Annotated in this window: 27 protein-coding genes; 14 read left to right on the top strand and 13 right to left on the bottom strand. The window is 75.4% G+C overall.

What is annotated here, in order from left to right:
• Window positions 1-139 precede the first annotated feature (139 nt).
• Both ACIBAI_RS18955 and ACIBAI_RS18950 read left to right on the top strand, forming a co-directional pair.
• The gene (locus ACIBAI_RS18955) at window positions 140-1,054 is read left to right on the top strand and encodes a glycosyltransferase family 2 protein (RefSeq protein WP_399035636.1); all 915 of its coding nucleotides are present in this window, start codon (window positions 140-142) and stop codon (window positions 1,052-1,054) included.
• Window positions 1,051-1,947, top strand: coding sequence for a glycosyltransferase family 2 protein (locus ACIBAI_RS18950; protein ID WP_399035635.1), 897 nt, complete (start codon window positions 1,051-1,053; stop codon window positions 1,945-1,947). Before ACIBAI_RS18955 ends, ACIBAI_RS18950 begins: the two co-directional genes overlap by 4 nt.
• Window positions 1,948-2,016: 69 nt before the next feature.
• Here the strand turns inward: ACIBAI_RS18950 and ACIBAI_RS18945 are convergent, their stop codons facing one another.
• The gene (locus ACIBAI_RS18945; protein ID WP_399035633.1) at window positions 2,017-2,325 is read right to left on the bottom strand and encodes a DUF3040 domain-containing protein; all 309 of its coding nucleotides are present in this window, start codon (window positions 2,323-2,325) and stop codon (window positions 2,017-2,019) included.
• Between the two features lie 56 nt (window positions 2,326-2,381).
• Entirely contained in the window at window positions 2,382-3,269 is an 888-nt protein-coding gene (locus ACIBAI_RS18940) for a polysaccharide pyruvyl transferase family protein (RefSeq protein ID WP_399035631.1), read from the bottom strand.
• Between the two features lie 604 nt (window positions 3,270-3,873).
• On the opposite strand from ACIBAI_RS18940, the gene ACIBAI_RS18935 reads away from it, so the two are divergent.
• The 9 genes from ACIBAI_RS18935 to ACIBAI_RS18895 all read left to right on the top strand — a co-directional run bounded on the left by ACIBAI_RS18935 (window position 3,874) and on the right by ACIBAI_RS18895 (window position 10,467).
• Entirely contained in the window at window positions 3,874-4,305 is a 432-nt protein-coding gene (locus tag ACIBAI_RS18935) for a DUF2243 domain-containing protein (RefSeq protein ID WP_399035629.1), read from the top strand.
• On the top strand, window positions 4,302-5,204 hold the full coding sequence (locus tag ACIBAI_RS18930) for a cytochrome c oxidase assembly protein (RefSeq protein ID WP_399035627.1): 903 nt from the start codon (window positions 4,302-4,304) through the stop codon (window positions 5,202-5,204). The genes ACIBAI_RS18935 and ACIBAI_RS18930 overlap by 4 nt, the downstream gene beginning before the upstream one ends.
• Window positions 5,205-5,226: 22 nt before the next feature.
• Window positions 5,227-5,697: an SPW repeat protein gene (locus ACIBAI_RS18925; protein ID WP_399035625.1), complete on the top strand. Its 471-nt coding sequence runs from the start codon at window positions 5,227-5,229 to the stop codon at window positions 5,695-5,697.
• Window positions 5,698-5,801: 104 nt separating this feature from the next.
• Window positions 5,802-6,644, top strand: a complete 843-nt coding sequence (locus ACIBAI_RS18920; RefSeq protein WP_399035623.1) for an MBL fold metallo-hydrolase — start codon at window positions 5,802-5,804, stop codon at window positions 6,642-6,644.
• 197 nt (window positions 6,645-6,841) lie between these two features.
• A complete protein-coding gene (locus ACIBAI_RS18915) occupies window positions 6,842-7,294 on the top strand; it encodes a DUF4383 domain-containing protein (protein WP_399035622.1) in 453 nt (150 codons plus the stop codon).
• A gap of 6 nt (window positions 7,295-7,300) precedes the next feature.
• Window positions 7,301-7,771, top strand: a complete 471-nt coding sequence (locus tag ACIBAI_RS18910) for a hypothetical protein (protein WP_399035620.1) — start codon at window positions 7,301-7,303, stop codon at window positions 7,769-7,771.
• A complete protein-coding gene (locus ACIBAI_RS18905) occupies window positions 7,768-8,943 on the top strand; it encodes a zinc-dependent alcohol dehydrogenase (protein WP_399035618.1) in 1,176 nt (391 codons plus the stop codon). The genes ACIBAI_RS18910 and ACIBAI_RS18905 overlap by 4 nt, the downstream gene beginning before the upstream one ends.
• Before the next feature lie 64 nt (window positions 8,944-9,007).
• Complete coding sequence (locus ACIBAI_RS18900; RefSeq protein WP_399035616.1) at window positions 9,008-9,937, top strand: Rieske 2Fe-2S domain-containing protein; 930 nt, start codon at window positions 9,008-9,010, stop codon at window positions 9,935-9,937.
• The gene (locus ACIBAI_RS18895; RefSeq protein WP_399035614.1) at window positions 9,934-10,467 is read left to right on the top strand and encodes a hypothetical protein; all 534 of its coding nucleotides are present in this window, start codon (window positions 9,934-9,936) and stop codon (window positions 10,465-10,467) included. Before ACIBAI_RS18900 ends, ACIBAI_RS18895 begins: the two co-directional genes overlap by 4 nt.
• 7 nt (window positions 10,468-10,474) lie before the next feature.
• On the opposite strand, the gene ACIBAI_RS18890 is transcribed toward ACIBAI_RS18895, so the two are convergent.
• Together ACIBAI_RS18890 and ACIBAI_RS18885 are read right to left on the bottom strand one after the other, a co-directional pair.
• Window positions 10,475-11,359 (bottom strand): phosphodiesterase, encoded by an 885-nt coding sequence (locus tag ACIBAI_RS18890; protein ID WP_399035612.1) that lies wholly within the window; start codon window positions 11,357-11,359, stop codon window positions 10,475-10,477.
• 164 nt (window positions 11,360-11,523) lie between these two features.
• The gene (locus tag ACIBAI_RS18885; protein WP_344604788.1) at window positions 11,524-12,627 is read right to left on the bottom strand and encodes a glutamate--cysteine ligase; all 1,104 of its coding nucleotides are present in this window, start codon (window positions 12,625-12,627) and stop codon (window positions 11,524-11,526) included.
• 238 nt (window positions 12,628-12,865) lie between these two features.
• On the opposite strand from ACIBAI_RS18885, the gene ACIBAI_RS18880 reads away from it, so the two are divergent.
• Window positions 12,866-13,465, top strand: a complete 600-nt coding sequence (locus ACIBAI_RS18880; RefSeq protein WP_399035609.1) for a hemerythrin domain-containing protein — start codon at window positions 12,866-12,868, stop codon at window positions 13,463-13,465.
• 160 nt (window positions 13,466-13,625) lie between these two features.
• On the opposite strand, the gene ACIBAI_RS18875 is transcribed toward ACIBAI_RS18880, so the two are convergent.
• Together ACIBAI_RS18875 and ACIBAI_RS18870 are read right to left on the bottom strand one after the other, a co-directional pair.
• The gene (locus ACIBAI_RS18875) at window positions 13,626-13,973 is read right to left on the bottom strand and encodes an antibiotic biosynthesis monooxygenase family protein (RefSeq protein WP_399035607.1); all 348 of its coding nucleotides are present in this window, start codon (window positions 13,971-13,973) and stop codon (window positions 13,626-13,628) included.
• A complete protein-coding gene (locus ACIBAI_RS18870) occupies window positions 13,970-15,232 on the bottom strand; it encodes a cytochrome P450 (RefSeq protein WP_399035605.1) in 1,263 nt (420 codons plus the stop codon). Before ACIBAI_RS18870 ends, ACIBAI_RS18875 begins: the two co-directional genes overlap by 4 nt.
• A gap of 215 nt (window positions 15,233-15,447) precedes the next feature.
• On the opposite strand from ACIBAI_RS18870, the gene ACIBAI_RS18865 reads away from it, so the two are divergent.
• Both ACIBAI_RS18865 and ACIBAI_RS18860 read left to right on the top strand, forming a co-directional pair.
• Window positions 15,448-17,076, top strand: a complete 1,629-nt coding sequence (locus ACIBAI_RS18865; RefSeq protein WP_399035603.1) for an FAD-dependent oxidoreductase — start codon at window positions 15,448-15,450, stop codon at window positions 17,074-17,076.
• 15 nt (window positions 17,077-17,091) lie between these two features.
• The gene (locus ACIBAI_RS18860) at window positions 17,092-18,078 is read left to right on the top strand and encodes an amidohydrolase family protein (RefSeq protein ID WP_399035601.1); all 987 of its coding nucleotides are present in this window, start codon (window positions 17,092-17,094) and stop codon (window positions 18,076-18,078) included.
• 57 nt (window positions 18,079-18,135) lie between these two features.
• On the opposite strand, the gene ACIBAI_RS18855 is transcribed toward ACIBAI_RS18860, so the two are convergent.
• The 7 genes from ACIBAI_RS18855 to ACIBAI_RS18825 all read right to left on the bottom strand — a co-directional run bounded on the left by ACIBAI_RS18855 (window position 18,136) and on the right by ACIBAI_RS18825 (window position 23,625).
• Window positions 18,136-18,471, bottom strand: a complete 336-nt coding sequence (locus ACIBAI_RS18855; protein WP_399035599.1) for a TcmI family type II polyketide cyclase — start codon at window positions 18,469-18,471, stop codon at window positions 18,136-18,138.
• Between the two features lie 28 nt (window positions 18,472-18,499).
• Window positions 18,500-18,979 carry an SRPBCC family protein gene (locus ACIBAI_RS18850; protein WP_399035597.1) on the bottom strand — a complete coding sequence of 160 codons (480 nt, stop codon included), beginning with the start codon at window positions 18,977-18,979 and terminating at the stop codon, window positions 18,500-18,502.
• Between the two features lies 1 nt (window position 18,980).
• Window positions 18,981-19,247 carry an acyl carrier protein gene (locus ACIBAI_RS18845; protein ID WP_344604818.1) on the bottom strand — a complete coding sequence of 89 codons (267 nt, stop codon included), beginning with the start codon at window positions 19,245-19,247 and terminating at the stop codon, window positions 18,981-18,983.
• Between the two features lie 115 nt (window positions 19,248-19,362).
• Entirely contained in the window at window positions 19,363-20,610 is a 1,248-nt protein-coding gene (locus ACIBAI_RS18840) for a ketosynthase chain-length factor (RefSeq protein WP_399035595.1), read from the bottom strand.
• Window positions 20,607-21,875 carry a beta-ketoacyl-[acyl-carrier-protein] synthase family protein gene (locus ACIBAI_RS18835; RefSeq protein WP_399035593.1) on the bottom strand — a complete coding sequence of 423 codons (1,269 nt, stop codon included), beginning with the start codon at window positions 21,873-21,875 and terminating at the stop codon, window positions 20,607-20,609. Before ACIBAI_RS18835 ends, ACIBAI_RS18840 begins: the two co-directional genes overlap by 4 nt.
• Window positions 21,872-22,336, bottom strand: coding sequence for a cupin domain-containing protein (locus tag ACIBAI_RS18830; RefSeq protein ID WP_399035591.1), 465 nt, complete (start codon window positions 22,334-22,336; stop codon window positions 21,872-21,874). The genes ACIBAI_RS18835 and ACIBAI_RS18830 overlap by 4 nt, the downstream gene beginning before the upstream one ends.
• A 119-nt stretch (window positions 22,337-22,455) precedes the next feature.
• On the bottom strand, window positions 22,456-23,625 hold the full coding sequence (locus tag ACIBAI_RS18825) for a SchA/CurD-like domain-containing protein (RefSeq protein WP_399035589.1): 1,170 nt from the start codon (window positions 23,623-23,625) through the stop codon (window positions 22,456-22,458).
• Window positions 23,626-24,015 lie beyond the last annotated feature (390 nt).

Below are 24,015 nucleotides of genomic sequence, written 5' to 3'. Positions count from 1 at the left end.
CGGCCCCGGCGCCTCGCCGCGGCACGCCGGCGGGACACCGGCCGACCCCCGGGGCCGTGCCCCGCGGCCGGCCCGCGAACCGCTCACCAGGGCCGTGCCCCGCGGCCGGCCCGCGAACCGATCCCTTGCCGAGGACCCCATGGACAACGGCCTGTCGACCCTCGCCCACCGCCCGCCCGCCGATCCGGCGCGCCGCCCGGCCGTCGGCGTGGTCATCGCCACCCGCAACCGCTCCGCGCGCCTCGCCGTCACCCTGCGCCACCTGCTGGCCCTCCCGGAGCGGCCTCCCGTCGTGGTCGCCGACAACGCCTCCACCGACGGCACCCGCGCGCTGCTCGCCCGGGACTTCCCCGAGGTCCGCGTCCTCGCCCTGCCCGGCAACCGCGGCGCCCTGGCCCGCACCGACGGTCTGCGCCTGCTGGACACCCCCTACGTGGCCTTCAGCGACGACGACTCCTGGTGGGCGCCCGGCGCGCTCGCCACGGCGGCCCGCCTGTTCGACGAGCACCCCCGGCTCGGCCTGCTCTCCGCCCGCACCCTGGTCGGCCCCGCCGGCGCCCCGGACCCGCTCAACGCCGTCCTCGCCGGCTCCCCCCTCGGCCGCGCGACCGACCTGCCCGGCACCCAGGTCCTCGGCTTCATCGCCTGCGCCGCGGTCGTCCGCCGCAGCGCCTACCTCGACGCGGGCGGCTTCCACCGGCTGCTGTTCATCGGCGGCGAGGAGACCCTGCTCGCCTACGACCTCGCCGCCCGCGGCTGGGGCGTCGCCCACTGCCCCGACGTGGTCGCCCACCACCACCCGGACCCCGGGCCCCGGACCGACCGCCCGGCCGTGGTCCGCCGCAACCACCTGCTCACCGCCTGGCTGCGCCGGCCCCTGCCGTACGCGCTGGCCCGCACCCGCGACCTGGTCGCCGAGGCCCGCCACGACCCGCACGCCCGGCGCGCCCTGCGCGACGTCCTGCGCCTGCTGCCCGCCGCGCTGCGCGACCGCAGGCCCCTGCCGCCGTACCTGGAACGGGCCGTCCGCCTGCTGGAGGGAGCGGCCGCATGACCGACCCCCGCACGACGGTCGTCGTCATCACCCACGACCGGCGCGACGAACTCCTGCGCACCCTCGACCGCCTCGCCGAGCTGCCGGAGCGGCCACCGGTGATCGTCACCGACAACGGCTCCACCGACGGCACGTCCGCCGCCGTCGCCCGGCGCCACCCCGGGGTGCGGCTGCTGCGCCCCGGCCGCAACCTGGGCGCCGTCGGCCGCAACCTGGCCGTCCGTCAGGTGAGCACCCCCTACGTCGCCTTCTGCGACGACGACTCCTGGTGGGCGCCCGGCTCGCTCGCCGGGGCCGCCGACCTCCTCGACCGGCACCCCGGCCTCGCCACCGTCACCGCCCGCATCGTCGTCGAGCCGGACGGCACCGAGGACCCGATCGTCGAGGAGCTGCGCGACTCGCCCATCCCCGGCCCCGCGTGGCTGCCCGGCCCCGCCCTCGGCTCCTTCCTGGCCGCCGCGACCGTGCTGCGCGCCGACGCCTTCCGCGCCGCGGGCGGCTTCCACCCCCGGCTGTGGCTGGGCGGCGAGGAGGAACTGCTCGCCGCGGACCTCGCGGCCGACGGCTGGTGGCTGACGTACGCCGATCACCTGACGGTCCATCACCAGCCGTCCACGGCCCGGGACCCGACGCTCCGGCGGACCCACGGCATCCGCAACACCCTGTGGTTCACCTGGCTGCGCCGCCCCGCCGGCCCCGCCCTGCGCCGCACCCTGCACCTGGCCCGCACGGTGCCGCGCGACACGGCGTCCCTGCGCGCCTTCGCGGAGGCGGCGGCCGCCCTGCCGTGGGTGCTGCGCGAACGCCGGGTGCTGCCCCCGCAGGTCGAGGCGCGCCTGCGGCTGCTGGAACCGTCCCAGCGCCGCTCCAAGGCCCGCAGCTACATCGGCTGACCGCGCGCGGTCGGCGTCAGCCGCCGGGGCGTTCGCCCGCGGGCCCCCGGGGCTCCCGCGGGCCGACGCTCAGCCCTCCGTGCACCGGCACAGCAGCCGGAACACCGCGAACAGCGCCATCGGCCACACGGCGGCGAACGCCAGGATCACGCCCGGCTCGGAGGTGACGATGCCGGCCACCATCAGCGCGACCGACACCACGAGCAGGACGACCGCCGTCGCCGTCCGCGGCCGGCGGCCGGCGCGGCTCGGCGCGCGGCGCCGCCGCGGCGGACCGAGCGTGCGCAGCCGCCGGGCGAGCCGGCGGTCGCGCCGCAGCCCGCGTTCGATCTGGTCGAGAATGCGCTGCTCGTGATCGGGGAGTCGGCCGGTGGTCACTGTCCCTCCTCACGGGGCGACCGGACGGACAAGCGGGTGCCCCGCGAGCCCGGGAGCTAACCGGCGGGATGCGGCGCCAGCGCCTCGACGAGCCGGTCGGCCCCGTCCGGTGCCGCGCCCGCCCGGAAGGCGGCCCGGATCCGCCGCGCGCTCCCGCGGCCGCCGGTCAGGCACCACCGCCACCAGTGCTCCAACTGCCGCGCGTCCAGCCGCTCGGCGGCCACCAGCGCGGGCCAGCCGCAGGCGCGGGCCTGCGCGGTCACCTTCGCGCCGCCCGCGACCGGGTCGACGGCCAGCGCCGGGGTGCCCGCCCGCAGCGCCAGCACCAGCCCGTGCAGCCGGTCGGTGACCACCAGGTCCAGCCGGGCCAGCACCGACTCCAGCTGCGCGGGCGTCGCGCTCAGCCGCCAGTCGTGCGCGTCGAGCCGGGTCTCCAGCTCCAGCCGGGCGCAGTCCTTGCCGGCCAGCCAGCGGGTCACCGCGGCGGCGACCTCGTCGTGCCGCCGCCGCGGCCCGTACTCGTGCTGCCCGCGGGTGAGGACCACCCCCACGACGGGGCGCGCGGGCAGGCCGGGGGCGCGGGCCGCCAGGTCCTGCGTCGGCCCGCCGCCCGCGGCGTCCCGGGCCAGTACCCGGTGGAAGCCGGTGACGGCCGGGGAGCCCGGGTCGATCACGGAGGTGCCGACGGCGACGCGCACACAGTGCGCGAACCGCCGGTGCAACTCCTCGACCTGCGGCCCGTGCACCGGCCCGCACACGAACACCAGGTGGGAGTAGGCCCCGGGGTCCACGTCCGCCAGGTGCGGTCCCTCCGCCCGGAACCCGGGGCTCCACACCACGTCGTAGCCGAGGCCGGCCCGCCGCAGCACCTCCTCCACCCGGTGCAGGGCCAGCACGTCCCCGGCGGTCGCCTCCCCGTGCAGGAAGCTGAACCACCCGGCCACCAGAATCCTCCGCCGTCCACGCACCGTGCGACCCGGGTGCCCGGCCGCCGCGCACGCAATCACCGGCGCGCGCCCCCGCCCCGCGCTCGGCACGCTCGGTGTCTGCGCCGTCGTGCCCGCCGGGTGCGCGTCCGTCGCGCACGCCGTGCCCGCGCGCCGCGACCGTGCGCCCGCCGACGGCGCCCCGGCCGCAGCGCCCGGTTCCGGCGCGCCGGGCGCGGACGTCCCCGGCTCCGAAGCCGCGCCCGGGCGACTGGTAGGGCCGGGCGCGCCGCCGGCCCGGGCGGTGCCGAACCCCCTCGCCGCACCGAGGGGTTGCCGGCTTCCCGCCCCCGGCTCCGCCGCGCGGCGGAGCCGGGGGCGCCCCGGGGCGGCGGGCGCGGGCGCGTGACTCCGCCGCGCCGGGTACTCGACGCGTCCACCGTTCACCCGTCCGAGCGGGCCACGCTGCGCCGGCCGACCACCGGAGGACCGGCGGGCGGCCGGACCCGGTAGGACGGACCGGCAGGCAGGCCGTGTCCGGCAGAAAGGCGATCCGAACCGCATGAGCGACGCAGCCCCTTCGCACCCCGCCCCCGGTCCGCGCCCGCAGCCACGGAGATCCATGGCCGTGGGCGCGCTGATCGGCGCGGCCGTCATGGCCGCGGCCGACGAGATCGTCTTCCACCAGCTGCTGGGCTGGCACCACTTCTACGACCGCTCCACCACGAAGGTGGGCCTGCTCTCCGACGGCCTGCTGCACACCGCCGAACTGCTGGGCCTGGTCGCCGGATTCTTCCTCCACGCCGACCTGCGCCGCCGCCGCGCCCTGGCCGCCGCCCACGCCCGGGCCGGGTTCTTCCTGGGCCTGGGCGGCTTCCAGCTCTTCGACGGCGTCGTGGACCACAAACTGCTGCGCGTGCACCAGATCCGCTACGGCGTGGACGTCACCCCCTACGACTGGGCGTGGAACCTCGCCGGCCTGGTCCTGCTGCTGGCCGGCTGCGCCCTGGCCGTCCGCGCGGCCCGCCGCGCCCGGACCGGGCCGGCGGCATGACACCGGCCCACGTCCACCCCGTGCCGGCCGGCCCGGGCGCGGACCTCGGCGGCTGGGCCGCACCGGCCGCCGCCGCGGCGGCCACCGCCGCGGTCGCCGCCTACCTGGTGGCCGCCCGCCGCCTGCGCCGCCGCGGGGACGCCTGGCCCCGCGCGCGCGACGCGTCCTTCACCGCCGGCGGCCTCGCGGTGGCCTGGGCGGTGCTGGGCGAACCGCCGGGCGGGCCGTTCACCGCACACACGGCCCGGCACCTGGCCGCCGGCATGGCGGCCCCGCTGCTCCTCGTGCTCGCCCGCCCCCTCACCCTGGCCCTGCGGAGCCTGCCGCCCGGCCGGCCGCGCCGCGCCCTGCTCGCGGCGGCGCACACCCGGTACGCCGCCGTCCTGCTGTTCCCGCCGGTGGCGGCGCTGGTGGACGCCGGCGGCCTGTGGCTGCTGTACCGCACCGGACTCCTCGCCGCCGCCCACCACCGGCCCCTGCTGCACGCGGCCGTGCACCTGCACGTGTTCGCGGCCGGCCTGCTGTTCGCCTTCGCCGTCTGCCGGCTCGACCCGGTGCGCCGCCGCAGCGGCACCGCCGTGCGCGGCGCCGCCCTGCTGGCCGCCGGCGCCGCGCACGCCGTGCTCGCCAAGAGCCTGTACGCGGCGCCCCCGCCCGGCACCGCCTTCACCGCGACCGACCTGCACACCGGCGCCCGGCTGATGTACTACGGCGGCGACCTGGTCGAGACCGCCCTCGCCGTCACGCTGGCCGTCCAGTGGTACGCCGCCACCGGCCGCGCCCACGCCCGCCGTCGGCGCCGGGCGGCCGCTCCGGTCGCCCGCGGGCCCCGACAGCGGCAGGCTGGGATTGCGGCCGTCCGGTGGGTACCCGGCCCCCACCGGGAAGCCGGACCATGACTCCCGGACGCAGGAGGCGATCATGACCGAACGCACACACACCACCATGGAGTCGCATCCGGACATCGTGGAGATGCGGGAGCGCCACGCCCGGGCCGAGCGGGCGGTGTCGAGCCAGCGGGGGCAGGCCGTCGAGACGCTGGCCCTGCTCACCGGCCTCTACCTGGCCGCGTCGCCCTGGATCGCCGGCTTCAACGGCTTCACCACCCTGGCCGTGAACAACCTGATCACCGGCATCGCCTACACGCTGCTGCTGAGCGGCTTCGGCCACGCCTACGAGCGCACCCACTCCCGGGCGTGGGCGGCCGCCCTGCTCGGCCTGTGGACCATCATCTCGCCCTGGGTGGTGGCGGGAAACGTGGACACCGCCCGCACGGAGATCAACAACATCATCGTCGGCGCCGTCGCCCTGCTGCTCGCGCTCGCGGCCGCCGCGGCGGTCCGCGCCGCCCACCGGAGCGGCCGCGGCCACTCCGGCCCGACGGTCCGCTGACCCGGCGCCCGCGGGCGGTCCACCCCCCGGCGGTGACGGCGGCCACGCCCCCCCGCGGCCGCCGCCACCGCCCGACGACCCACCGACAGCGGAGGTGCCGGCCCATGGCCGCTGTTCTCCCGGACGACGCCGTGGAGATCTCTTTCATCGGCAACGCGACGACGCTCATCCGCTACGGCGAGCTGACGCTGCTGACGGACCCGAACTTCCTGCACCGCGGCGACCACGCCTACCTCGGCTACGGCCTGTTCGCCCGCCGCCTGACCGAACCGGCGCTCGACGTCCGCGACTTGCCCGGCGACCTGGACGCCGTCGTCCTGTCCCACCTGCACGGCGACCACTGGGACCGGGTCGCCCGGCGGAACCTGGACCGGTCGCTGCCCGTCCTGACCACCCCGCACGCCGCGCGCCGGCTGCGGGTGCGCGACGGTTTCCGCCGGGCGGGCGGCCTGCCGACCTGGCACAGCCACACCCTCGTCCGGGGCGCCGGCCAGGTCAGGGTGACCGCCCTGCCGGGGCGGCACGCGCTCGGCCCGCTGCGCCGGCTGCTGCCGCCCGTCATGGGCAGCCTCCTGGAGTTCGGACCGGTCCGCGGCCCCGTCCGGCTGCGGCTGTACATCTCCGGCGACACCCTGCTGTTCGACGGGCTCGACGAGATCGCCCGCCGGTACCCGGACATCACCCTGGCGGTACTGCACCTCGGCGGCACCACGCTGCCCGGCGGCTGGATGGTGACCATGGACGGCGCGCAGGGCGCCGAACTGGTGGACCGTCTGCGCCCGCGCCTGACGCTCCCGGTCCACTACGACGACTACTCGGTGTTCCGCTCGCCCCTGTCCGCGTTCCTGACCGAGGCGCAACAGCGCGGCTGGGCCCGCACGGTCGTGCGCTGCGAGCCCGGCCGGCGGGCCCGGGTGACCGCCGGAGCCGAGGTCCACGTCGGGTGAGCCCCGCCCGGCGGGACGCGGCCCGCCCACGGCCCCCCGCCCGCGTCCGGACACGGACACCGACGCCCGGTCCGTGACCGCCGCGCCGGGGACGAGGACGGGGGCGGCCGGGCGGGGAGATAGCGCGACGGCGTTCCGGGTACTCGCCGCGCACCGGCGCTCACCCGGAAGCGCCCCGAACGACAAGGCCGATCGCCATGACCACGCACGCGACGAGAAGCGCCCGCAGTCCGATCCAGCAGGCGGCACTGCTGGTCGGATCAGTCTTCCTGCTGGTGGGAATCCTCGGCTTCATCCCGGGGATCACCACCGACTACGACACGATGAAGTTCGCCTCGCACGACTCCGACGCCAAGCTGCTCGGCATCTTCCAGGTGTCCATCCTGCACAACCTGGTCCACCTGGCGTTCGGCGTCGCCGGCCTCGCGATGGCCCGGGCCGCCGCCACCGCCCGTACGTACCTGCTGGCGGGCGGCGCCGTCTACCTGGTGCTGTGGCTGTACGGCCTGATCGTCGGCCACGACAGCGCCGCCAACTTCGTACCGCTGAACACGGCCGACGACTGGCTGCACTTCGTCCTCGGCATCGGCATGATCGCCCTGGGCGTGCTGCTGAGCCGCCGGTCCGCTCCCGGCCACCCGAGGATCTGACCGCCGATGGCTTCAGGGAAAACGCTGCTGGCCGCGGCCGCCGGGCTCGCCGCCGGGGCCGTCGTCGTCACGCGCCGCCGGCAGGCGGCCCCGACGGCCCCGTCCGCCTTCGACCGGTGGCTGACGGTGACCGTCAACTGCGCACCGGCCGACCTCCGGCCCGAGAAACTGCCGGCGCCGCTCCAGGAGTACGGCGACCGGATCGAGACCCGGATCCGCCCGGCGCCCGGGGACCACGGGACGGAACTGGCGGTCCGGCTGAAGGAGGACCCGCCCGAGGCCGCGTCCTCCCTGCCCGCACGGCTCGCCGGCGCGGACCCGCGCCAGGACCTGCGCCGCGCCCTGCGCGAGGCCAAGGCGCTGCTGGAGACGGGCGAGGTCATGCTGCCCGACACCCCGCCGACGACGCACGACACCCCCGGCGGGAGGCTCGTCGGCCTGCTGAGCCGCCGCGCGAGCGGGGAGGGAGTGCTGTGAAGGCCCTGTGCTGGGAAGGCGTCAACAAGCTCGCCGTGGAGGACGTGCCCGATCCCGTCCTGCGCAACGACCAGGACATGATCGTCCGGCTGATCGCGGGCACCACCTGCGGCTCCGACCTCCATCTCATCGGCGGGTACATCCCGTTCATGCGGTCCGGGGACGTCATCGGCCACGAGTTCCTCGGCGAGGTCGTCGAGGTCGGCGCCGGGGTGCGCCGGCACAAGGCGGGCGACCGGGTGGTGGTGTCCTCGTTCGTCGGGTGCGGGCGCTGCTGGTACTGCACCCACGACCTGTGGTCCCTGTGCGACAACACCAACACCAACCCCGGTGTCGGACAGGCCCTGTTCGGCGCCGACACCGGCGGCATCTTCGGCTACTCGCACGCCCTGGGCGGCCTGCGCGGCAGTCACGCCGAGTACGTGCGCGTGCCGTTCGCCGACTACGGCGCCTTCCCCGTCCCGGAGGGCGTCGACGACACCAGCGCCCTGTTCGTGTCCGACTCGGTGCCGACCGGCTGGATGGGCGCCGACCTGGGGGGCGTCAAGCCCGGCGACGTGGTCGCCGTGTGGGGCTGCGGGGCCGTCGGCCAGATGGCGGCGCGCGCCGCGATCCTGCTCGGCGCGGAACGCGTCATCTCCATCGACCGGCTCCCCGAACGGCTGGAGATGACCGAGCGGCACATCGGCAGCGAGGTCATCGACTACACGGCCACCGACGTCGGCGCCGAGCTGCGCGAACGCACCGGCGGCCGGGGGCCGGACGTGTGCATCGAGGCGGTCGGCATGGAGGCGCACAGCGACAGCCCCGTCCACCTCTACGACCAGGTCAAGCAGCAGCTGCGGCTGCAGAGCGACCGCCCCACCGCCGTCCGGCAGGCCGTCCACGCCTGCCGCAAGGGCGGCACGGTCTTCGTCCTGGGCGTCTTCGGCGGCTTCGTCGACAAGTTCCCCCTGGGCGCGGTGGTCAACAAGGGCCTCACGCTCCGGGGCGCCCAGCAGCACGGCCAGCGCTACATCCCGATGCTGCTGGACCGGCTGGCGGCCGGGGAGATCAGCACGTCCCACCTGGCGACCCACACCGTGTCCCTGGACGAGGCGCCGCGGGCGTACGAGATGTTCAAGGACAAGACGGACGGCTGCGTCCGCGCGGTCATCCGGCCGGGCGGCTGAGCCGGCGCGGCCCGCCGCCCCCGGCGGGCCGTTTGCCGTGCGTGCCGGTGGAAACCCGGCGCGCATGAGCGCGAAGCCCCGCCGCCGAACGCGGCAGAACCGGACTCTGTGGCTGCTGGACCGCCTGGAACGCGACACCCGGGCCGACGCGGTGATCGACGTGCTGCGCAAGGGCGTGTGGGCCCTGCCGCTGGGACGCGGCCGGGACCTGCTGCACGGCAGATGGCTGGGACACCCGGTCCATCCGCTGATGGTGCAGGTGCCCATCGGCAGCTGGATGTCCGCGGCGGTCCTCGACCTGCGTCCGGGCCGCTCCCGCGAGGCCGACCTGCTGGTCGGCCTCGGCCTCGCCGCCGCGGCCCCCGCGGCGCTCGCGGGCGCCGCCGACTGGGCGGAGCTGCACCGGGAGCAGCAGCGCGTCGGATTCGTGCACGCCCTCGCCAACACGGTGGCCGTCGGCCTGTACGGGGCCTCGCTCGTCTGCCGCGTCAAGGGCCGCACCGGACCGGGCCGCGCGTTGGGCTTCCTGGGCCTGACGGCGGTCGGCGTCGGCGGCATGCTGGGCGGCCACCTGGCCTACCGGCAGGCGTCCGGCGCCAACCACGCCGAGGAGGTCCCGCACGTCGTCACCGAGGGCTGGCACCGTATCGGAGGCGTGGACGAGTTCCCGGCCGGGCAGCCCGTGCGGCGCAGCGTGGACGACGTGCCGGTGCTCGTGGTGCGCGAGACCGGCGGGCAGATCCACGCGCTGGCCGAGCGGTGCAGCCACCTCGCGGGCCCGCTGTCGGAGGGCACGGTCGCCGACGGGTGCGTCACCTGCCCCTGGCACGGCAGCGTCTTCCGCCTCTCGGACGGCTGGAACGTGCGCGGCCCCGCCATCGCCCCCCAGCCCGCCTTCGACACCCGGGTCGTCGACGGGCACGTCGAGGTGCGCCTGCGCGGGCCGGACCGGGAGGCGGACCGGCGGCCGGCCGGGACGGGAGCGGAGAAATGATCAAGCGTGCGCTGTGGCAGGGCCTGCTCGCCGGCGCCGCCGGAGGCGTCGCGATGACCCTCGGCGAGAAGGTCGAGCAGGCCCTCACGGGCCGGCCCGACTCCCATGTGCCCGCGCGGGTCCTCCAGCGCCTGACCGGCCTGCCCGAACACCCCGGCAGACAGCCGCTGCCGGTCAACTGGGCCATGCACTACGGCCAGGCCGCCCTCCTCGGCGTGGTGCGCTCGGTCATGGCCCAAGCCGGGCTGCGCGGACCGTTCGCCTCCGCCAAGTTCGCCGTCGTCCGCCTCACCAACGACCAGATCCTCGAGAACGCCACCGGCGTCGGCGCCCCGCCTCCCACCTGGCCGCGCCGGGAACTCGTCGTGGACGTCCTGCACAAGACCGTCTACGCCTTCGTCACCGGCCTGGTCGCCGACGCCCTCGCCGCCCGCGGCGGCCCCGGCCCCGGCGAACGGCACGCGGCGCTGCGTCCCGGCCGCCGCGCCGGAGTCGGACCGCTGCCCCGCGAGGACGCCTACGGCCGGTGAGGAGGCTCTACGGCCGGTGAGGCCGGCCGGGGACGCCTTGCGAAGGCGCCCGGAGGCCCCGACCGCCCTTGCGGCCCGCCCGCGAGCCCCGGTAGGCGGCGCGGCGGGTCGCGGCCAGGGCGCGGCCCGGGGCGAAGCCGGGGACGCTGTGCTCGTAGATGTCGAAGTCCAGGCTCTCCCGCTGCGGCACCGGCAGGGGAGCGCCCACCATGAGCACGGCGAACACGCGCCAGGTCCGGCCGTCGGCCGTGCGCCGGAGCCGGCCCGCGGTGCCGGCGGCCTCCGCGGCGCCGGCGGCCTCCGCGGCGCCGGCGGCCGCCGCGGTCTCGGCGCACAGGTCGAGGACGAGCGGCCCGGCCGCCAGGGCGCCGGCCAGGTCCGCCGGGTCGCCGTGCACCGGGCCCGGCCGGGTGCGGCGGGGGAAGGCGGCCAGGAGGCCGCGCCGTCCGCCGATCCGGTAGGAGATCATGCTGGAGTACGGGCCGGCCAGCGCGTCGGTGCGCGGCAGCGGCAGACGCCGGGTGATCCGGCCCCGGCCGCTGCTGGTGAGGAGCAGGTCGAGGGCGCGGTCCGGCCCGTCGGCCCGGGCCACGCGCACGGCCAGCCCCAGCCCGTCGGGCCAGCGCCGGGGCAGGCCGGCCGCCCGGGAGAGGCGGACCGTGGCGGCGTACCGCCCGGGCGCGTCCAGCCAGGGCACCCCCCAGGGTCCGCGCCCGTCGTCGACGACCTCCAGCTCGGCCGAGCACGTCAGCCCCACCGGATGCAGCGCCGGGGCCCGGCGCAGCCGGGCCAGCAGCCGGAAGGCCGCTTCGACGGCGCCGGCCGGCCAGGCGCGCGCCGGCTGCGGCGTCACCCCGCTGCCGGACGGCGCGGTGCGGCTCCTGTCACTCATCGGCGGCCTCCTGGCGGGTGTCGTGCCGGGTGCCGCGCGCGACCGCGTTCACGGGCTCCCGGACTCCGGTGCTGCTCACAGGGCCTCCCTCCGTAGGGTCGGCCGGGTACCCCGGGCCGGGTGCGCCTATCCAGCGGGCGCCGCCGGCCCGCGCGCGGGGCGTGCTACACGGCGAGGTCGCTGGTGCTCTCGGCGCCGATCAGGCCGGTGACCGCCCGCAGACCGCCGCGGGCCAGGGCGGCGCGCTGCCGGTCCGCGCCGGTCCCGTGCTGCAGCAGCCGGTGGACCAGGGCCGTCACCTGCCGGGTGTCGCCGGACGCCTCCAACGCGGGGGCGACGTACCGCAGGAGCTCGTACAGCACGTCGCCGGCCCGGCGGACCCGGCCGTCCGGATCGATCAGGGTGTCGCTCAGCCCGTGGCGGGCGGCGTGCCACATGGCGGCCTGCAGCAGCTCCGGGGCGGGGCGGGGCTCGGGCGCGTCCGCGGCCGCCTCCGCGAGGAGGGTCTCCACCAGGGCCCGGACGATCCCCGCGAGCATGACCGCGTCGTCCGCGCGCAGCTGGACGTCGAAGCAGCGCACCTCGATGGTGGGGTAGCGGGCCGAGAGGCGGGCCTGCCAGTACAGCTGGCCGGTGTCGGAGATCAGACCGCACTCCAGCAGGTGCTGCACGCGCCGGTCGTAGTCGGCCGCGTCCGCGAAGTGCGGGGGCAGCCCGCTGACCGGCCAGCGGCCGAAGATCATGGTGCGCCAGCTGGCGAAGCCGGTGTCGTGGCCGTCCCACAGCGGGGAGTTCGCCGACATGGCCGTCAGCGTCGGCAGCCAGGCCCGGATCCGGTTCAGCACCCGCACGCCCGCCTCCCGGCCGGGCACGGCCACGTGCACGTGCATGCCGTTGACCAGCTGCTCCGCCACCAGCTGGGGCGCCTGCACGACCATGGCCCGGTACCGGGCCTGGTCGGTGACGGCCACGGGACGGCCGTGGCGCAGCGGCGGTGTGCCGCAGGCGGATATCCGGCAGCCGTACGCCTCGGCGGCCGCCCCGACGGCGTGCCGCAGCCGCAGCAGATGCCCCCCGACCTCCTCCAGCGTGCCGCACACCTGGGTGGCCACCTCGACCTGTGCCTGCAGCAGCTCGGGCTGCACCTCCTGGTCGGCCACCAGACGCCCCAGGCCCGCCGCCGCGCGCACCTTGTCCGCCTGGGGCACCGGCAGGCCCGTGACCGGGTCGACCAGCAGGTACTCCTCTTCCACGCCGATCGTCGTCATCGATCGCCCTCTGTCCGGCACGCGTCACACGGCGACGGCCCCGGAAGGGTGCCCGTACGCGCAGTGACCCGAGCGTCTCGGTCCTTGCACGGCAAACCGGCACATGGTGCGCGCCCGCGGAACGCCGGACGCGCTATTCGTACGGTACGCCGCACCGCGCCGGGGTACCCACCCCGCGTCGCGGCGTCCGCCGGCGCCCGGGGCCGGCCTCGTCGCCGGTGTGCGAGAGGAGCCAGTCATGACCAGGAGCATCGCCGAACAGACCGTCGAGGAGCTCGGCGGCCCGGACAGCGTCCTGGCGCGGCAACGCCGCGACCACGTCGAGATGGACCGGCTGATGGACCGCTACCGGGCCCTGGCGGACGGCGAGGAGCGCGAGCGGGTGCTGAAGGAGACCGTGCAGCTGGTCTTCAGCCACGCCTTCGCGGAGGAGACCGTGCTGTGGCCGGCCGTGCGGCGCCTCGTCCCGGACGGGGAGGAGCTGACCTCCCGGGTGGAGGAGGAGCACCAGCAGATCAACGACCTCGTCGCCGGCATCGAACGCCTCGCTCCCGGCGAACCGGAGCGCGAGGAGAAGGTGCGGCGCGCCTTCGCCCTCGTCCAGGAGGACATCAGGGACGAGGAGGATCTGCTCCTGCCCCGGCTGCAGGAGGCCGTGGACACCGCGCAGCTGCGCCGCCTCGGCGCGGCCTGGGAGACGGTGCGCCGCACCGCCCCCACCCACCCCCACCCCGTCGTGCCCCGCCGCCCGCCCGGCAACGCCCTCCTGGGCGTGCCGCTGAGCCTGTACGACCGGATACGCGACGCCCTCGGACGCAGGGGCTCCAAAGCGGCCTAGCAGCCCTGCCGCCGCCTCCGCGTCCGCCGCTTCGTCCGCGCTCGCGGGCGCGGCGCCCGGTTCCGGCCGGCCCGCGGGACCGGGCGGTCCGGCCCCTCGTCCGGCCGGAGGCCGGCGGGGCCGCCGCCCGCGGGACGGCCCGGCCCGCGGCCGGCCGCGGTCAGCCGGCCGTGGCGTCCGGACCGTCCACGACATGGAAGACCGCCGTCCACCGGTCGTCGTGCAGACAGGCGTTCATCGGCTCGACCAGCGCGGTGTGACCGGGGTCGGCGCGCCACCGCTTGAGGGATTCGAGGTTCCGCCACTCGCTGGTGAGCAGCCAGCGGCCGGGCTCGTCGACCGAGCGGCACAGCTGTTCGCCGAGGTGGCCGGGGAAGCGCACGGCGCGTTCGAGCACGCCGCGGTAGGACCGTACGAAGTCCTCCTCCCTGCCCTCCCGCACCCGCAGCAGCCGCAGGACGCGCACCCGCGCCGGAGCCGCGGTCCCGCCCCCCGCAGGGCCGGTCACGACGACGGATCGAGGACGACGGGAAGTTCCGCCAGCCCGCGGAAGGCGGGGAACGGCACGGTCAGCCAGCGCGCGTCCTCCGGCGCCATGCCCAGGGCCAGGCGCGGGTACCGTCCGAAGAGCGTGGTGAGGGCGGTCTGCATCTCCAGGCGGGCCAGCGGGGCGCCGATGCAGTAGTGCGGGCCGAAGCCGAAGGTGAGGTGCGCCGCCTGGACGTTGGGGCGCGTGACGTCCAGGCGGTCGGGGTCGGCGAAGGCCTCCGGGTCGCGGTTGGCCCCGGCGATCGAGATCTGGACGAGCGCTCCCTTGGGGATGAGCGTGTCCCGGACGACGATGTCCTCCTTGGCGTAGCGGAACGTCGAGTTCTCCACGGACGGCTCGAACCGGAAGATCTCCTCCACGGCCGCGGCCGTCGCGCCCGCGTCCCGGAACGCCAGCCGCCGCTGCTCCGGCCGGCTGAGCAGGTGGTAGACGGCGTTGCCGGTCTGGTACGCGGTCGTCTTGTGGCCCGCGAACAGCAGCACCCACGCCGTCGAGACCAGTTCGTGGTCGGTGAGCGCGCCCTCCTGGTCCTGGGCGGTGACGAGCGCGCTGAGCAGGCCCTCGTCCGGCTCCCGCCGCTTGCGCGCGATCAGGTCGACCAGGTAGTCGCGCAGGTTGCCCTCGGCCACCTCCAGCGCCTTCCTCGCCTCGGGTCCGAACCCGGTCTGCGCGACGGTGCTGGACCACTCCTGGGCCTGCTTGCGCTCGTTCTCCGGGACGCCCAGCAGCTCGCAGATCACCTGGAGCGGCAGCGGGAAGCAGAACTCCGGGAGCAGGTCGAAGGGTTCGGCGGCCGGGCAGCGCTCCAGCAGGTCGTCGACGATCTTCTGGACGCGCGGGCGCAGCGACTCCACCCGCTTCGGGGTGAACGTGTTGCCGACGATCCTCCTGAGCCTGGTGTGCTTCGGCGGGTCCGAGAACAGCATGTTGTCGTCCAGGGCGATCGACGAGTCGCCGAAGATGCGGTGGTAGGCGTCGAGGGCGCCGTACATGTCCTTGCTCAGCCGGGGATCGGCCAGGGCGGCACGGGCGTCGTCGTACCGGGTGATGAGGTACGTGTCCACACCGTGGGGAGGGGACAGCGGGCACACGGGTGCCGTCTTGCGGAGCGTGGCGTACACGGGGTGCGGATCGGCGCGGAACTCCCGGCTGCAGGACGAGGCGGCGGCCGCGGCCTCGTCGGACGACAGTTCCTCGGATGCGAACGCTTGCGACATGACTGGTCCCGGGGGGCGAGCTGCCGGTGGCAGCGGTGCGGTGTGGTCAGTGGCCACGGTTCCCCGGGCGGTACCGCGCGGCAAACGGTGCTGGGCCATACGGGTCGGATCGCCGCCGGGAGCGCGGACCGGCGACTTCCGCTTGGTAAAGACTGACTGTCAGGCCGGTCCACGACGCCCCGGAGCGGGCACCGCCGGATGGGGGTAGGAAACCAGTGAGCGGACGCGCAGCGGAATCCGTACCAGTTCTCGTCGTAGGCGGATCCCTGGTGGGTCTGTCCACCTCCGTCTTCCTGGGGCGCCTCGGGATCGAGCACCTGCTCGTGGAGCGGCACGCCGGGACGTCGACGCACCCGCGCGGCCGCGGGAACAACGTGCGCACCATGGAGATCTTCCGGACCGCCGGACTGGAGGCGCGGATCCGGACGGCCGCCCGCACCCTCGCCGGCAACGACGGCGTGCTCCAGGTGGACACCCTCACCGGCGGTGAGCGCCGCTGGATCATCCGGGACATCTCCGCAGGCGTCGACATGGCCGAGGTCAGCTCCTCCGACTGGTGCCTGTGCAGCCAGAACGATCTCGAACCGGTGCTGCTGAGCCAGGCCCGCCGGGGCGGGGACATCCGCTTCGGCACCGAGATGCTGTCCTTCACGCAGGACCGGACGGGGGTCCGGGCCCGGCTCGTGCACCGGGACACCGGTGAGACCTACACCGTGAACGCCGACTTCCTGGTGGCGGCCGACGGGCCCAGGAGCCCGGTGCGCAAGAGCCTGGGCATCGGCGTGTCGGGACCCGGCGACCTCTTCCACAACGTCAGCGTCACCTTCCGCAGCAAGCGGCTGAAGGACTGCGTCGGGCCGAAGCGGTTCGTCGTCTGCTACGTCACCGACCCGCGGGGCGAGGGGGCGCTGCTGCCGGTGGACAACGAGGAGCGGTGGGTGTTCCACCTCCCCTGGTTCCCGGACCGCGGGGAGACCCTGGAGGACTTCGGCGACGACCGCTGCGCGGCGCACATCCGGGCGGCCGCCGGCGTCCCCGACCTCGACGTGGAGATCACGGGGAAGGCGCCCTGGCACGCCTCGAAGCGGGTCGCGGACCACTACGGGCAGGGCCGGGTCTTCCTGGTCGGCGACTCGGCGCACGAGATGCCGCCCACCGGCGCGTTCGGTTCCAACACCGGGATCCAGGACGCCCACAACCTCGCCTGGAAACTGGCCGCGGTGCTCCGCGGGTGGGCGGGGCCGCCCCTGCTGGACACCTACGAGCGGGAACGCCGGCCCGTCGCCGTCGCCACCGGCACCCGGGCGTCCCAGCAGGCCGTCGAGGAGCAGCACCCGGGGTTCACCCCCGCCCTGGGCCGCAACGACGACCCGGCCGACCTCATGACCGTCGCGCTCTGCTACCGCTACGCGTCGCCCGCCGTCATGGGCGCCCTCCCGGAGCAGCCCGTGGTCCCGGACACCTTCCAGCTCGGCGGCGACCCGGGCAGCCGCGCACCCCACATGTGGGTCACCCGACGGGGCGTCAGGATCTCCACGCTGGACCTGTACGAGCGCTCCTTCGTGCTCCTGTGCGGGCCCGAGGGCCAGGCGTGGCGGGCCGCGGCGGTGCGGGCCGCGCAGCGGACGGGCGTTCCCGTCCAGGCCTACCTGGTGGGCGACGGCCGGGACGGCGACCTGGTCCCCGAGCCGGACGCCGACTGGGCGAAGCTGCACGGCGCGGCCGAGGAGGGCGCCGTCCTGGTGCGCCCGGACGGGTTCGTCGCGTGGCGGGCGCACGCCGACATGCCGTACCCGGACCGCGTACTGACGAACGTGCTGCAGACGATTCTCTGCCGCGACTGAGAAGAGGACAGGGCGATGACATCAGCAGATCACGACGGCCCCGCCGCGGGCCGGGTGGACGTCCACCACCATTTCACCGCGCCGGCCTGGCTGGACTGGGCGGAGGAGCGGGGCGTCGTCAGCCGCGAGAGGCTGCCCTGGTGGACGCGCTGGGACCTGGACGCGGCCCTGGAGCTCATGGACAAGACGGGCATCGGCACGTCCGTGATGACCGTGGCGATGCTCGGCCGGCTCCGCGGGCACGCCGAGCGCCGGGAGAGCGCGCGGGTCGCCCTGCAGGCCGCGGCCGAGGTCGTCGAGAGCCACCCCGCGCGCTTCGCGTTCTTCACGCCCGTCTTCCTCGACGACCTGGAACTCTCCCGGTGGAGCCTGGAGTACGGCCTCGACGAGCTCGGCGCCGTCGGGGTGAGCACGCGGACCAGCATGGACGGCGTCTACCTCGGCGACGACTCGCACGACCGCCTGCTGGCCGAACTGAACGAACGGTCCGCGGTCGTCAGCACCCACCCCATGGACGTGCCGGCCGGAGCGGGCGGCGCCGGCGCGGCGCTGCCGGGAGTGCCGCCCTTCGTGTGCGACTTCCTCGTCGACACCACGCGCGCCGCCGTCAACCTCATCAAGGGCGGCGTCCTGGACCGCTACCCGAACCTCACCTTCGTCCTCCCGCACGGGGGAGGGTTCCTGCCCTACATGGCCGGCCGGCTCGAACTCTTCGGCGACCGCCTCACCCCCGGCATCGAGCCGGGCCGCGTCCGCGACTACCTGCACCGCTTCTACTACGACACCGCGGGCCCCATGTCCCCCTCGGCCACGCCCACCCTGCTGGCCACCGTCGACCCCGGCCGCATCCTCTTCGGCACGGACTGGCCGCCCACGCCGGCGCACGTCGTCGCCGACGTCACGACGCCGGCGCTGGACGGCGACCCGGCTCTCTCGGAGCGGCACCTGCGCGGGATCAACCGGGACAACGCCCTGCGCCTGATGCCCGCGCTCGCCCGCTGAGACGGCGCCCGGCACGACGGAAGGCCGCTGCCCGCACGGGCAGCGGCCTTCCGTCGTTCAGCGGGCGACCCGGTCCCGCTCCCAGTGGTAGAAGCACTGCGCCATCGCGTCCTTCGGCCCGCGCCAGGTCTGCGGGTCGTACGGGCTGACGTACGCTTCGAGCTTCCTGCTGATGTCCCGGAACTCCGGGTGCTCGGCCACCCGCGCGACGGCGGGCCCCGGGTCCTGGTCGGCTTCGATGAAGTGCATGTACACGTCGCCGAACTGGAAGAGGGAGCGCTGGGTCACCCCCACGAGGCCGGGGAGTTCGCCTCGGTCGGAGGCCGCGAAGACCTCGGCGATGCGCGGGGCCGACCGCGGGTCCATCCGGGCGACGATCAGGGCGTGGTGCATGGGATCTCCTTCCGCGACCGTGTCGCGTTCAGGCGGGGGTGCCGGGTGCGGTCCGCCGCTCGGCGGCCGCCTTCTCGACGCGGTCGCGGATGAGGGCCAGCTGCACGGCCGAGTTGCGGTTGATGATGTCCGTCATCCCGGCGTCGTCCACGGGGGCGTCGGGCCGCATGGCGAAGTCCTGCGTCCAGCGCATCCGCGTGCCGTCGGCGGTCTCCTCGTACTCCCACCGGATGTCCATGTACGCGAACGGCCCGGGCTCCACGCGGCGCGCGCGGACGGTGAGCTTGTCGCGGTCGGTGGTCCGCTCCGACACCCAGCTCCACACCTTGCCGTTCTCGTCGGGGTGCATCGTCAGGCGGAAGGTCACCGTGTCGCCCTCGCGGGAGAGGATCTCGACGGACGCGTACTCGCTGAACAGCTGCGGCCACTTCTCCAGGTCGTTGGTCATGTCCCAGACCAGGTCGACGGGCGCGGCGATGGTGATCTCGTTCTCCGTGTGTCCTGCCACTTCAGGCTCCAGTCGTGAGGGTGCCGTTGACGAGGTCGAGGAAGGCGCGGGGGCTCCTGCACCGCTCCGCGTCGGTGGGCAGCGACCAGCCGTGCCGGTTCTCCAGCTCGCCCACGATGCCGAGAAGGCCGAGGGAGTCCAGCCCGAACTCGGCGAACGGGCTGTCCAGCCGGCTCTGGAGGTCCTGCGGGTCGACGGTGACGCCGGCGGCCTTCTTCATCAAGGCGGCCAGTTCCTCCACGGTGAGCGGGGTCGCTTCGGCGGTCATGCGTGTTCTCCTTGTCGTACCGGGTGCTGAGGGGGGGCCGCCGGGGGCCGCCGGTTCACGGCGGCCCCCGGCGGCGACGGTTCCGTAGGGGGCGGGGCGGTGCCGCCGCGGAGGGCTACGCGGCGGTCTCCGGTCCGCGGCGCAGGACCAGCGCCGCGTTGGAGCCCATGAGCCCCCGGCTGAGGACCAGGGCCGTGCGGATCTCGGCCGGGCGCGCCGAGGCGGTCACCAGGTCGATCTCGTGGCAGACGTCGAGGACGCCCGGCGTCGGCGGTATCTGGCCGTGCTCCATGGCGAGCACCGCGGCCGCGACGTCCAGCAGGGGCGCTCCGCAGTACGACCGCCCGATGCCGGTCTTGGGGGCCGTGACGGGCACGCGGGTGCCGTACGGGCCGAGGGCGTCGGCCAGGGCGAGGGCCTCGGCGCGGTCCGCCTCCGGGGTGCCCATCGCGTCGGCGAAGACCACGTCGATCTCCTCCGGTGCGCAGCCGGCCTCGTCGAGGGCGCCGTGTACGGCGCGGGCGAGCCCCTCCCGGGAGCGGTCCCAGCGCGAGGCGCCGGTGAACGTGGCGGCGTGCCCCGCCACGGTGGCGCGGACGGCCGCGCCGCGGCGGCGTGCCCGGTCCGCGTCCTCGACGACCAGCACGGCCCCGCCTTCGGCGGGCACGAAGCCGCAGGCCTGCGGGGTGAAGGGGCGGTAGGCGGCCGCCGGGTCCTCGACGGTGCTGAGCTCGGGGTAGCCGAGCTGGCAGACCACCGAGTACGGGGCGAGCGGCGCCTCGGCCGCCCCGACCACGACCACGTCGGTGCCCCGCCGCACGGTCCGGGCGGCGTGCGCGACGGCGTCCAGGCCGCCCGCCTCGTCGCTGGCCACCACCCCGCAGGGGCCCTTGAAGCCGCCGCGGATGGAGATCTGCCCGGTGCTGGCCGCGTAGAACCAGGCGATGGACTGGTAGGGGCCGACGAACCGGGACCCCTGCCCCCACAGCTTCTGCAGTTCCCGCTGGCCGAACTCGCCGCCGCCGGACCCGGCGGCGGTGACCACCCCGATGGAGTACGGCGAGTCGGCGGCGGCCTCGTCCAGCCCCGCGTCCTCCAGGGCGGCGCCCGCGGCGGCCATCGCGAAGTGGGTGAACCGGTCGGTCTGGACGAGGAACGTCTCCTCGACGAGCGTCGCGGGATCGAAGCCCCGCACCTCGCCGGCGACGCGGAGCGGCAGGTGCCCGCACCCCTCCCGGGTGACCCGGTCCAGTACGCTCACGCCCTCCTTGACGGACTTCCAGTACACGTCCGTGCTCAGCCCGTTGGGCGCGATCACCCCGATCCCGGTGATCGCGGTGCGCCGGGTCCGCTGCCCGCTCATGCTTTCCTCCCGCCCGGCCCCGTCAGGAGCACCGCGGACTGGAACCCGCCGAAGCCGCTGCCCACCGAGAGCACGTTGCCGAGCCTGCGGGGGCGTGCGGTGCGGGGCACGTAGTCCAGATCGCACTCGGGGTCCGGGGTCTCGTAGTTCGCCGTCGGCGGCACCACCTGGTGGGCGATGGCCAGGACGCAGGCGACGAGCTCGATCGCGCCGATCGCACCCAGCGAGTGGCCCACCATGGACTTGATCGAGCTCATGGGCGTGTCGTAGGCGTGGGCGCCCAGGGACCGCTTGACCGCGGCGGTCTCGTGGCGGTCGTTCTGGCGGGTGCCCGAGCCGTGCGCGTTGACGTAGTCGATCTCCGAGGGGTCCACCCGCGCGTGGTCGAGCGCGGCGTCGATGGCCCGGGCCATCTCCAGGCCCTCACTGGTCAGCCCGGTCATGTGGTACGCGTTGCCGAACGTGGCGTAGCCGCCGATCTCGCAGTACACGGGCGCGCCGCGGGCCCGGGCGTGTTCGAGTTCCTCCAGGACGAGCGCCGCGGCGCCCTCGCCCATGACGAATCCGTCGCGGTGGGCGTCGAAGGGCCGCGAGGCGTGCGCCGGGTCGTCGTTGTTCGGCGACGTCGCCTTGATGGCGTCGAAACAGGCCATGGTGATCGGGGAGATGGGGGAGTCCGACGCCCCGGTGATGCAGACGTCCGCGCGGCCCTCCTCGATGGTCTGGAAGGCGTAGCCCACCGCGTCGAGTCCGGAGGTGCAGCCGGTCGAGACGGTCTGCACCGGGCCGAGGACGCCGAACCGCTCCGCGACGACCGAGGCCAGCGTGCTGGGCGAGAACGCCAGGTGCAGCTGCGGCTCGGCGGCGCGGTGGTCGACGTCCCAGCGCCGTCCCCGCTCGCTGACCAGGACGTAGTCGTGCTCCAGGCGGGTCGTGCCGCCCACCGCGCTGCCGAGGGAGACGGCCACGCGCCACGGGTCCTCCCTGCCGAAGTCGATGCCGCAGTCGGTCACCGCCTCCGCCGCGGCGGCCAGGGCGAACTGGATGTAGCGGTCGGTGCTGCGCACCAGCTCGGGGTCGATTCCCTGCGCGAGCGGGTCGAAGTCGCACTCGGCCGCGATACGGGACCGCAGCCCCTCGGGGTCGAACAGGGTGATGCCGCGGGTCGCCGTACGGCCGTTGGACAGCAGGTCCCAGAACGCCGGCGTCCCGATCCCGCCGGGTGCGACGACGCCGATGCCGGTGACCGCCACCCGCCGGGTCACGAGGGCACCCCGGGGCGTTCGGGCCGGGCGCCCTCCCCGTGGACGAGCGGGTACGGCTTGAGGCTCTCGCCCTCGGCCGTGGCCTCCGTGTCGACGTGGCCGAGGCGCGGCTCCGGCGCCAGCGGACCGAGGTGGAAGACCATCCGGGCTTCCTCGTCGCCGACGTTGCGGAAGCGGTGCCGCATGTCGATGGGGATCATGAGGCCCTGGTCGGAGCGAAGGGGAAACGTTTCACCGTCCAGGTCGACCTCCAACCGGCCCTGGACGAGGTACACGAACTCCTCGGAATACGGGTGGTAGTGCTCGCTGATGCGTTCGCCGGGCTGCATGATCGCCAGGCCCATGAAGCCGCTGGTGGAGCCGACGGTGAGGGGGGTGAGCAAGGTGCGCAGATCGCCGCCGCGCTTGCGGTTGGGCTCGATCTCGTCGAGGTCCACGATGCGCGGGCTTGTCTTGTGCATGGTCCGTCTCCAGGTGGGGCGGTGAGGGTGGCCCGGGCTCGCCCGTGCCGGTCGGTGCGGTGACGGCCGGAACGGCCGGTGATGACTTGCGGTGGTGCGCGCCGGTCGGCGGCGCGCCGTCAGGGCCGGGGAGCCGTGCGGTCGGTGATCAGCGTCATGCCGGCGTGTGCCAGGAGACGGGTCGCGTCCCGTTCCCCCGCGAGGGGACCCCGGATGCCGAGCGCGGCGCCGTCGAGCAGACGGGCCAGCACGGCGGCCTTCTTCTCGCCGTGGACGCCCAGGACCCGGACCGGGTCGGCCTCGGGATCGCCCGACACGTCGACGAGCCGGACGACGAGGTCCTCCCGGTGGAAGACGGTGCTGCGGTGCACCGGGCCGGCGGGGTCGTCCGCGGCCGTCTCGTCCTGCTGGGCCAGCAGCCGGGCCAGCATCAGCCCGCAGCCCTCGCGGGCCGGGTAGTACAGCGCGTGGCGCCGCAGACCGGACGGTTCCGGGCCGCCCCGCGTCACGTGGTGCACGGCCGGCATGGCCGCGCGGGTGAAGAAGGCCCGGGCGGACTCGGGGTCGTTCAGGTCCCTGCTCTGCTCCAGGTGCGGGTTGAGGGCTTCCTCGACGGCCCGCACCTCCGGCTGGCGGGAGACGTGGCGCAGCGCGGCGACCAGGTCGCCCTGGACCTCGACGGTGCGTACGACCCGGTTGCCGTGCATGAACAGGGTGGTGCGGCACAGGCGCGTGGTGTCGTCGACGCGGGACTTCGGCGGGGCGTAGTCGGCGAGGATCTCGGCGACCTTCGACTCGGAACCGGGCTTGACGGTGAAGGTCAGCGCGTGCCGGATCAGGCCGTCGCCCACGCGCGGGGGTGCGTGGACGCCACCGGCTGCGCCGGCGGTCTTCGCCGCCGCGGTGGCCTGGTGGACTCCGCGGGCGGCCGGGGCGGGGGGCGGAGCGGCGCCGCCGGTCTCGCGGACGATGTGGTACCGCATCGACCGCAGGTCGCGGACGCAGCTCTGCATGGGTCTGACCGTCTCGATGTGCGCTTCACTGTTCACCCATGCCAGATATGGTGGGGCGCTCTCCCACTCGCTTGTGATGAGCCATTGGGACGGATTCTCCGCGGACTGGCACAGCTGGTCGCCGAGGTGGCCGGGCACCGACGCGACGTGATGGCGCATGTGCTCGTACGCGTCGAGGAACTGTTGCTGGGCGCCCTCGTTGAGGTCGACGAGCAGGAGGACTCGCAGCCTGGAGCCGTCGAACGCGGACTGGGTTATCGACTTGGCACTGGTCATCAGACAGGCCCTTCCTTCGCGGGAGCAAATGGCGGTCGCCGCGTCCGACGTGCGAACGACGCTCGGCCCTGAGCCTTCAGCGTGAGTCGGTACGACGGACTTTGCGAGCGCTGCGGGCCAATGGGGGGAACCGGCCGGGAAGGGCCGGCGGATCCTCCCGGCGGCCGGAGGGGATGCCTGCGGGGCGCGGGGACGCGCGGCGCGGTCGCGGTGCGGCGGCGGGACCGGGCCGCGCCGGGGACGCCGCCCGCGGAACGGCCCGGAGGCGGCCGCTCGCGGACCGGCTCGGCCCCGTCCGTACCGGACCGCCGCGGGCGGCCCCCGGCGGGTCCTCGCAGGACCGGAGGAGCGGTTCCGGAAGCCGGGCGTCGACGTCCCGGCCCGCGTGTG

The sequence above is a fragment of the Streptomyces sp. NPDC051041 genome (assembly GCF_044456065.1).
Lineage (GTDB): Bacteria > Actinomycetota > Actinomycetes > Streptomycetales > Streptomycetaceae > Streptomyces > Streptomyces glaucus.
This window is presented reverse-complemented; position numbering and strand designations above follow the sequence as displayed.

Bases quoted from the DNA above. Each gene is read 5' to 3' on its own strand.
- ACIBAI_RS18930 (WP_399035627.1), top strand. From the start codon at position 4,302: ATGACACCGGCCCACGTCCACCCCGTGCCGGCCGGCCCGGGCGCGGAC.
- ACIBAI_RS18880 (WP_399035609.1), top strand. From the start codon at position 12,866: ATGACCAGGAGCATCGCCGAACAGACCGTCGAGGAGCTCGGCGGCCCG.
- ACIBAI_RS18855 (WP_399035599.1), bottom strand. From the start codon at position 18,471: ATGCACCACGCCCTGATCGTCGCCCGGATGGACCCGCGGTCGGCCCCG.
- ACIBAI_RS18895 (WP_399035614.1), top strand. From the start codon at position 9,934: ATGATCAAGCGTGCGCTGTGGCAGGGCCTGCTCGCCGGCGCCGCCGGA.
- ACIBAI_RS18935 (WP_399035629.1), top strand. From the start codon at position 3,874: ATGGCCGTGGGCGCGCTGATCGGCGCGGCCGTCATGGCCGCGGCCGAC.
- ACIBAI_RS18885 (WP_344604788.1), bottom strand. From the start codon at position 12,627: ATGACGACGATCGGCGTGGAAGAGGAGTACCTGCTGGTCGACCCGGTC.
- ACIBAI_RS18830 (WP_399035591.1), bottom strand. From the start codon at position 22,336: ATGCACAAGACAAGCCCGCGCATCGTGGACCTCGACGAGATCGAGCCC.
- ACIBAI_RS18870 (WP_399035605.1), bottom strand. From the start codon at position 15,232: ATGTCGCAAGCGTTCGCATCCGAGGAACTGTCGTCCGACGAGGCCGCG.
- ACIBAI_RS18915 (WP_399035622.1), top strand. From the start codon at position 6,842: ATGACCACGCACGCGACGAGAAGCGCCCGCAGTCCGATCCAGCAGGCG.
- ACIBAI_RS18920 (WP_399035623.1), top strand. From the start codon at position 5,802: ATGGCCGCTGTTCTCCCGGACGACGCCGTGGAGATCTCTTTCATCGGC.
- ACIBAI_RS18950 (WP_399035635.1), top strand. From the start codon at position 1,051: ATGACCGACCCCCGCACGACGGTCGTCGTCATCACCCACGACCGGCGC.
- ACIBAI_RS18840 (WP_399035595.1), bottom strand. From the start codon at position 20,610: ATGAGCGGGCAGCGGACCCGGCGCACCGCGATCACCGGGATCGGGGTG.
- ACIBAI_RS18925 (WP_399035625.1), top strand. From the start codon at position 5,227: ATGACCGAACGCACACACACCACCATGGAGTCGCATCCGGACATCGTG.
- ACIBAI_RS18955 (WP_399035636.1), top strand. From the start codon at position 140: ATGGACAACGGCCTGTCGACCCTCGCCCACCGCCCGCCCGCCGATCCG.
- ACIBAI_RS18845 (WP_344604818.1), bottom strand. From the start codon at position 19,247: ATGACCGCCGAAGCGACCCCGCTCACCGTGGAGGAACTGGCCGCCTTG.
- ACIBAI_RS18900 (WP_399035616.1), top strand. From the start codon at position 9,008: ATGAGCGCGAAGCCCCGCCGCCGAACGCGGCAGAACCGGACTCTGTGG.
- ACIBAI_RS18860 (WP_399035601.1), top strand. From the start codon at position 17,092: ATGACATCAGCAGATCACGACGGCCCCGCCGCGGGCCGGGTGGACGTC.
- ACIBAI_RS18910 (WP_399035620.1), top strand. From the start codon at position 7,301: ATGGCTTCAGGGAAAACGCTGCTGGCCGCGGCCGCCGGGCTCGCCGCC.
- ACIBAI_RS18825 (WP_399035589.1), bottom strand. From the start codon at position 23,625: ATGACCAGTGCCAAGTCGATAACCCAGTCCGCGTTCGACGGCTCCAGG.
- ACIBAI_RS18890 (WP_399035612.1), bottom strand. From the start codon at position 11,359: ATGAGTGACAGGAGCCGCACCGCGCCGTCCGGCAGCGGGGTGACGCCG.